This window comes from Necropsobacter rosorum (assembly GCF_964241405.1).
GTDB classification, from domain to species: Bacteria; Pseudomonadota; Gammaproteobacteria; order Enterobacterales; family Pasteurellaceae; genus Necropsobacter; species Necropsobacter rosorum.
Genome location: NZ_CAXSXF010000007.1, coordinates 88271 through 94895 on the forward strand (window position 1 = coordinate 88271; position 6625 = coordinate 94895).

Here is a 6625-nt window from a genome sequence, read left to right on the forward strand (position 1 = left end):
GACTGTCATTAATCCTTGATCAGCGCAATCCGCGCATCAACACGGGCGCGTACATTCGCCTTACCGCCGCCCAGACGCACGCCGCCGTCGCTGCTTTCGGCAAAGGCATTGGCTTTTGCCATCGCACCGTACGGCAGCGGGGCATAATCGTTATTGCCCGTCGGCGTCATGATCTTCAGCTCAAGAATTTTATAGCCCTTTGCCTGTAACGTAGTCTGAATCATCTGCGCTTTATGCTCAACTTTTTGCAAAGCCTGCTTGACCAGTTCATCCTCCACGCCGGATAACGCCGCGGACGACACGGAAGAGTTGACATATTCGATCGCCAGCGTTCCGTTCAGCTCGCGCAACGCGTTTTCCAATGCCGCCGTATCCTGACTTTGCAACATAAGCTGCGCCCGGGCAACCCAACCGTCCTGCTTGCCCGAATCGTTGTAACGCACATGGGTCATGCGTGAATTATCGCGGATTTCTATCGCCGCATAATGCTTCACAATATCCAGCGCCCGATTGATCTTCTCGTTTACCGCTTTATTCGCCTGCTGCAAATCCGCCTTTTCCGCCTGAATAAACATCGCAACCTGCAACGCATCATGCGCCACTTCCCGTTCCGCCTCCGCACTGAAAACCACTACATTATCAGCCGCCAGATTATCCGCCATCACAGGCGCCGCAACCGCCAACGCCACCCACAGCGCAACACAATATTTCAATTTCATACATCATCCTTAAGTTAAACAAAATTATTTATTAGGCAGGCACAAAGAAAAATAGTTCAAAAACGAACCGCACTTGAAAAAGTGCGGTCATTTTTAACTCAGTTTTTTAATGCAGGCGCTTTTCTTCGACGTCTTCCTCTTCGTCGTCGAAGAATTCACCGTCGTCGCCGTATTCGTCATCAGTCGCGTCAGGGTCTTCAAAATAGGTGCCCCAGCCGTCATAAATACCGCCGAATTTTGCCACCAGCGGCAGCAGTTCTTTTTGCTGTGCATCGATAATGTCGGCGTTCAGTGCGACTTCGCTGATAATATCGAAACAGAAAATTTCCCGTCCGTTGTCATCCTCAAATTCTTCCGCTTCCGAAACCTCATACCCGGCTTTAAACGCCTCTACCGCAATTTTTTCCAGTTTATCAAAATCATAATGCGCGATATGATGTTCAATAATGTAAAGTGCGGCGGGATCGCTGCCGTCGTTAAGCAAATCCTCGATAATTTCGCGGGTTTGCGCCTGTAATTCGTCAATCTCTGCCATTTGCCTGCTCTCCGTTTGTGGGTTATCGGTCTATTGTAGCATTTCCGGATAAAAAAAATCTTCTCATTCCGAGAAGATTGTTATGTTAAATTTATCTTATTTTTTCAGTAAGTCACGGATTTCCGTCAACAGTTTTTCTTCATTGGACGGTTCTTCCGGTGCCGGTTCGGGTTCCGGTTTTTTCAGTCGGTTAATCCCTTTGATCATTAAAAAGATCGCAAATGCGATAATCACAAAATCAAAAATATTCTGAACAAAGGCGCCGTAGTTTAACGTTACCGCCGGCACATCACCGACCGCCTCTTTCAGTACCACATTCAAATCTTTGAAATCCACACCGCCGGTTAAGATCCCTAAAACCGGCATGACGACATCGGCGACCAGCGAGCTGACGATTTTTCCGAACGCGCCGCCGATGATGACACCGACTGCCATATCAACGACATTACCGCGCATGGCAAATTCGCGGAATTCTTTAATAAAACTCATAAAATGCTCCTAAATTAAGCGGAATGATTCAGAATCCGCCGCGCAACGCATTGACTCGCATAACAGCGGACGCTAAATCGCACATTATAGAAACTAAAAACAATAAGTACAGTGTTTTTACATATCTTTAAATAAAAAACGCACTCGGTTGGAACAGTTTTTCGATTTCCGGAATATGTTTTTTGTCGCTGACATAAACCACTACATGATCTTCGGCCTGAATCACCAAATCCTTTTTGGCAATAATCACATCTCCGTTGCGCAATACCGCACCGACGATCGCATTGACGGGTAATTTTAATTCGGACACTTTACGCCCGATAACATTGGAGGAGCTCTCATCGCCGTGCGCGACAATTTCCAGCGCCTCGGCAATACCGTGACGCAAAGAAACCACATTGGTGACATCGCCTTTACGAATATGTCCCAGCAAGGCGGAAATCGTCGCCTGCTGCGGCGAAACCGCAATATCGATGGTACCGCCCTGAATCAGATTGATATAGGCCATACGCTGAATCAGCACCATCGCTTTTTTCGCACCCAGACGCTTTGCCAGCAGTGCGGACATAATATTGGCTTCATCGTCGCTGGTAAGGGATAAAAATACGTCAATATTTTCAATATGTTCTTCAAATAACAGCGATTGATCCGAGGCATCGCCGCAAAATACCAGCGTTTTCGCCAGCTTCTCCGCCAACACGGTGGCACGTTCCGCATTGCGTTCGATAAGTTTCACCGAACATTGCTCTTCCAACCGTTTTGCCACTCCGGTGCCGATATTGCCGCCGCCGACAATCATAATACGTTTGTAAGGTTTTTCCAGCCGCTGCAATTCGCTCATCACCGCTTTAATATGAATGGTGGCGCAAATAAAGGTGACTTCATCGCCGGCTTCAATAATCGTCGATCCCTGCGGGCGAATAACCTTGTCCTGACGCAGAATCGACAGAATCCGGCAATCGATATACGGCATATGATCGCGCAGCGCCGATAAGGTATAGCCGACCAACGGCCCGCCGTAATAGGTTTTCACCACCACGATACTGATATGTCCGTCGGCGAAATGCGAGACCTGCAGCGCGCCGGGATAATCAATTAAGCGGGAAATTTCTTCCGTCACCAGTTTTTCCGGCGAGATAATATGATCAATAGGAATCACATCGGGCTGAAACAGTTTGTCCTTTTCGCGTAGATAGGCCGAACTGCGGATACGCGCAATTTTGGTCGGCGTATTAAATAAAGTACGCGCAATTTGGCAGGCCACCATATTGGTTTCGTCTGAATTCGTAACCGCAACCAACAAATCCGCATCCGCCGCACCAGCTTCGCGCAACACTTTCGGCGAAGATGCCGCGCCCCGGATCACGCGCAGATCATGCTTATCCTGTAAGGCTTCCAAACGGGCATATTCGTTATCGACTAAGGTGATATCGTTATCTTCGCTGACCAGATTTTCCGCCAGCGTGGTTCCCACCTGTCCGGCACCTAAAATAATTATTTTCATGTTCTGTTCTCTCGAAACACCCCGGCGTCATGCCGGTTTTCACCATCATCACGGCCGCCCGTCCGGCTATCCGCGGCGAAAGGCGCGGCTCTAATCAACGCGCCTTAATGCGGCCGTTTTCTGAGTTTGGCATAATAAAAACCGTCGCCGGCATTTTCCTGCGGAATAAACTGATGACCGATGCAATCACCCTGCGAGGCGAACGGCAACGGCAGCAATTCGGCATCGGTATGATGAGCCAAGAATGCGGCGATTTGCTGCGTATTTTCCGGCGGCAATACGGAACAGGTGGCATATAACAACACCCCATTCGGTTTTAATTTCGCCCACAACGCAGTCAGGATCCGGGCTTGTAATGCGGCCAGCTGTGCGATATCCGCCTCCTGACGCAGCCACTTTATATCCGGATGACGGCGGATCACGCCGGTGGCGGAACAAGGTGCGTCCAACAAAATACGGTCAAATTGCACCGCACTTTTTTCCGCTTCGGCGACAATCTGCGATATCCATTGCGCCGGTTGTGTCGCATCCCCGCAAATCACTTGTGCCTGTTGCCCCATACGGGCGAGATTTTCTGTTACTCGTTGCAGGCGGTGCTGTTCAATATCCAGCGCCACAACGCGCGCTTGCGGCGCCAGTTCCAGAATATGCGTGGTTTTTCCGCCCGGTGCGGCACAAGCATCCAGAATCAATTCGCCATTTTGCGGCGCAAGCAGCCGGGCAGCCCATTGTGCATGCAAATCCTGCACCGTTACCCAGCCCTGTGCAAAATGCGGCAGCTGCCCGACCGCACAGGCCTGCGTCAAACACAGCGCCTGCGCCGGCTGTGCCGCAGAACTTTCAATGCCTTGTTGTGCCAGCAATGCCTGATAATCTGCGCTTGTACAACGCTGCGGATTTACGCGTAACCACATCGGCGGTTTTTGATTGTTGGCCGCAATAATATCGCGCCAGTTCGTCGGGTATGCCGATTTCAATCGGTTCACCAGCCATTCCGGGTGCAACGTCTGCCAGTGTTTATCCACCTTCGCCAGAATCGGTTCCTGCTCACGCAAAAAGCGGCGCAATACGCCGTTGACCAGCCCACGGAACGGCTCAACCTTCAAGCCGGCAGTTGCGTTCACCGCTTCATCAACCGCCGCATGAGCAGGTATGCGCGTATATAACAGCTGATACAGCGTAATCAGCAGCAAGCAATGCAGGATACGCAGTTTGCCTTTCAACGGTTTCGCCAGCAATGCGGCCAGCACTTGTTCTAAGCGCGGCAATACGCGACAAACGCCGAAACAGATTTCCTGCAACAAAGGGAAATCCTGCGGATTGACGCGAGATTGATGATGCGGCAACAACACGGACAGCGATTGTTTCTGATCAACCACCTGCAAAATAATCTGTGCCGCGACTGCACGCACGGAAAGTGCGGTGCTTTTCGGCGCAGTTTTTCCTATGCGGCGAATGCGCCGTGGCTGTGTGTTGTTTGACGCCTGCATCATGCCAGCACCCGACCGACAGTAAACCAATCCGTTCTGCCGTTTAATAAATCCTGTGCCGACATCGGCTTTTTGCCCGCCGGCTGCAATTGCAGAATATTCAGCACGCCCTGTGCGGTTGCAATCCGGATACCTTGCTTATCCGCCTGTAAAATCGTACCCGGCGCGGCATCCTGATGCGGCAGTACCGTTGCCCGATAAACTTTCAGGGATTGGGCGTTATTTTGTCCGTCAACGGTCAGTAAATAACTCATCGGCCACGGATTAAATGCACGGATACAGCGTTCAAGCTGCTGTGCGGATAACTGCCAGTTCAATCTGGCTTCTTCTTTCGATAGCTTTTCCGCATAACTGCTCAGCGCGTCATCCTGCGGCTGCGGTTTAAATTCGCCACGTTCCAATCCGTTCAGCACCGCGATCAACGCAGAAGGCGCCATTTGCGCCAGCTTATGATAAAGGCTGGCCGAGGTGTCTTCGACTTCAATATCACAATAAACTTGATGCAACATATCACCCGTATCCAGCCCCTCATTCATCTGCATAATAGTCACGCCGGTTTGAGCATCACCGGCCCAAATCGCACGTTGAATCGGCGCCGCACCGCGCCAGCGCGGCAATAAAGAGCCGTGCACATTCAAACATCCCAGCCGTGGCGCCTCCAGCACCGCTTTAGGCAAAATCAAGCCATAAGCCACGACCACCATAACATCCGCCTGCAATGCCTTCAATTGCTGCTGCGCCTCCGGTTTGCGTAAAGATCTCGGCTGATAGACAGGCAGATTGTATTGTTCGGCCAATTGTTTGACCGCACTTGCCTGCAGCTTTTTACCGCGCCCGGCGGGCTTGTCCGGCTGGGTGTAAACGGCGATGATATCATGCGGGGAATCAAGGAGTGCCTGTAGATGCTGGGCGGCAAAATCCGGCGTGCCGGCAAAAATAATTTTCAATGGTTTCATCATAATGTTCTGCGTCGTGATAGTTACTGTGCTTAAAAGTAACCTGAGAAGATGTTGCGGTCAATCGGTTTCGGCCGATCCATGAAAAAAGTGCGGTTTTTTTGTTTTATGATTCCGCACTTCCTGCACATTATTGCTGTCGTTCCATCTGTTTTTGCAGCTTGAGCAATTTGTCTTTCATACGCTGACGTTTCAGCGGTGACAGGTAATCGGCAAACACAATACCGTTGAGGTGATCAATCTCGTGCTGGATGCAAATCGCCAATAAACCGTCCGCCTCTAAACTAAAGGGCTCGCCTTTGCGGTTTAAGGCGTTCACTTTCACTTTTTCCTTACGCGGAACCAGTCCGCGCAATCCCGGCAACGACAGGCAACCTTCTTCAATGCCGGTTTCACCGCTGCTTTCCACAATTTCAGGGTTAATCAGAACCAGTTGATTTTCTTTCGTGCCCTCAATATCAATGGTAATGACCCGTTTATGCACATCAACCTGCGTCGCCGCCAGACCAATGCCCTGTTCCTGATACATGGTTTCAAACATATCATCAATAAACTGATCCAGCGCCTCGTCAAATGACTCGACAGGCTTAGCGACCGTTTTTAAACGGTCATCGGGATAAATCAATATATTTAATAACGCCATAAATTCCTTGCTACATGTTGTAATGAAAATGAGTGCTGTTTATTTTACTTACTTTTTCATAATTTTTTAACAATCATAGAGAAAAAATTCTCTCAAAACCTACCGCACTTTATCCCCGTTATCTTCGGTTAACCTAAAAGTGCGGTGGTTTTTTTACCGGTTTTCCCCCAAAAACAAAAAAACCACCTGCCCTCGGCAAGTGGTCTCTTCTCTAATTAAAACCCGGCGGTGTCCTACTCTCACATGGGGAAACCCCACACTACCATCGGCGTTACAGCGTTTCACTTCT

7 protein-coding genes are annotated in these 6625 nt (G+C 49.9%); all 7 read right to left on the reverse strand.

The annotated features are described in order from the left end of the window. Positions 1-8: 8 nt before the first annotated feature. The 7 genes from ACESOH_RS11325 to def all read right to left on the reverse strand — a co-directional run bounded on the left by ACESOH_RS11325 (position 9) and on the right by def (position 6336). A complete protein-coding gene (locus ACESOH_RS11325; protein WP_373101243.1) occupies positions 9-719 on the reverse strand; it encodes an SIMPL domain-containing protein in 711 nt (236 codons plus the stop codon). A 106-nt stretch (positions 720-825) separates the two neighbouring features. Further along, positions 826-1254, reverse strand: a complete 429-nt coding sequence (rraB, locus tag ACESOH_RS11330; protein WP_373101244.1) for a ribonuclease E inhibitor RraB — start codon at positions 1252-1254, stop codon at positions 826-828. A gap of 96 nt (positions 1255-1350) precedes the next feature. Then, the gene (gene mscL, locus ACESOH_RS11335; RefSeq protein WP_032093511.1) at positions 1351-1743 is read right to left on the reverse strand and encodes a large-conductance mechanosensitive channel protein MscL; all 393 of its coding nucleotides are present in this window, start codon (positions 1741-1743) and stop codon (positions 1351-1353) included. 127 nt (positions 1744-1870) lie between these two features. Next, positions 1871-3247 (reverse strand): Trk system potassium transporter TrkA, encoded by a 1377-nt coding sequence (gene trkA, locus ACESOH_RS11340; RefSeq protein WP_032093512.1) that lies wholly within the window; start codon positions 3245-3247, stop codon positions 1871-1873. A 104-nt stretch (positions 3248-3351) separates the two neighbouring features. Beyond that, on the reverse strand, positions 3352-4704 hold the full coding sequence (gene rsmB / locus ACESOH_RS11345; protein WP_373101248.1) for a 16S rRNA (cytosine(967)-C(5))-methyltransferase RsmB: 1353 nt from the start codon (positions 4702-4704) through the stop codon (positions 3352-3354). A 32-nt stretch (positions 4705-4736) separates the two neighbouring features. Continuing rightward, the gene (gene fmt / locus ACESOH_RS11350; RefSeq protein WP_373101249.1) at positions 4737-5693 is read right to left on the reverse strand and encodes a methionyl-tRNA formyltransferase; all 957 of its coding nucleotides are present in this window, start codon (positions 5691-5693) and stop codon (positions 4737-4739) included. A gap of 130 nt (positions 5694-5823) precedes the next feature. Then, positions 5824-6336 carry a peptide deformylase gene (def, locus tag ACESOH_RS11355; RefSeq protein WP_373101246.1) on the reverse strand — a complete coding sequence of 171 codons (513 nt, stop codon included), beginning with the start codon at positions 6334-6336 and terminating at the stop codon, positions 5824-5826. Positions 6337-6625 lie beyond the last annotated feature (289 nt).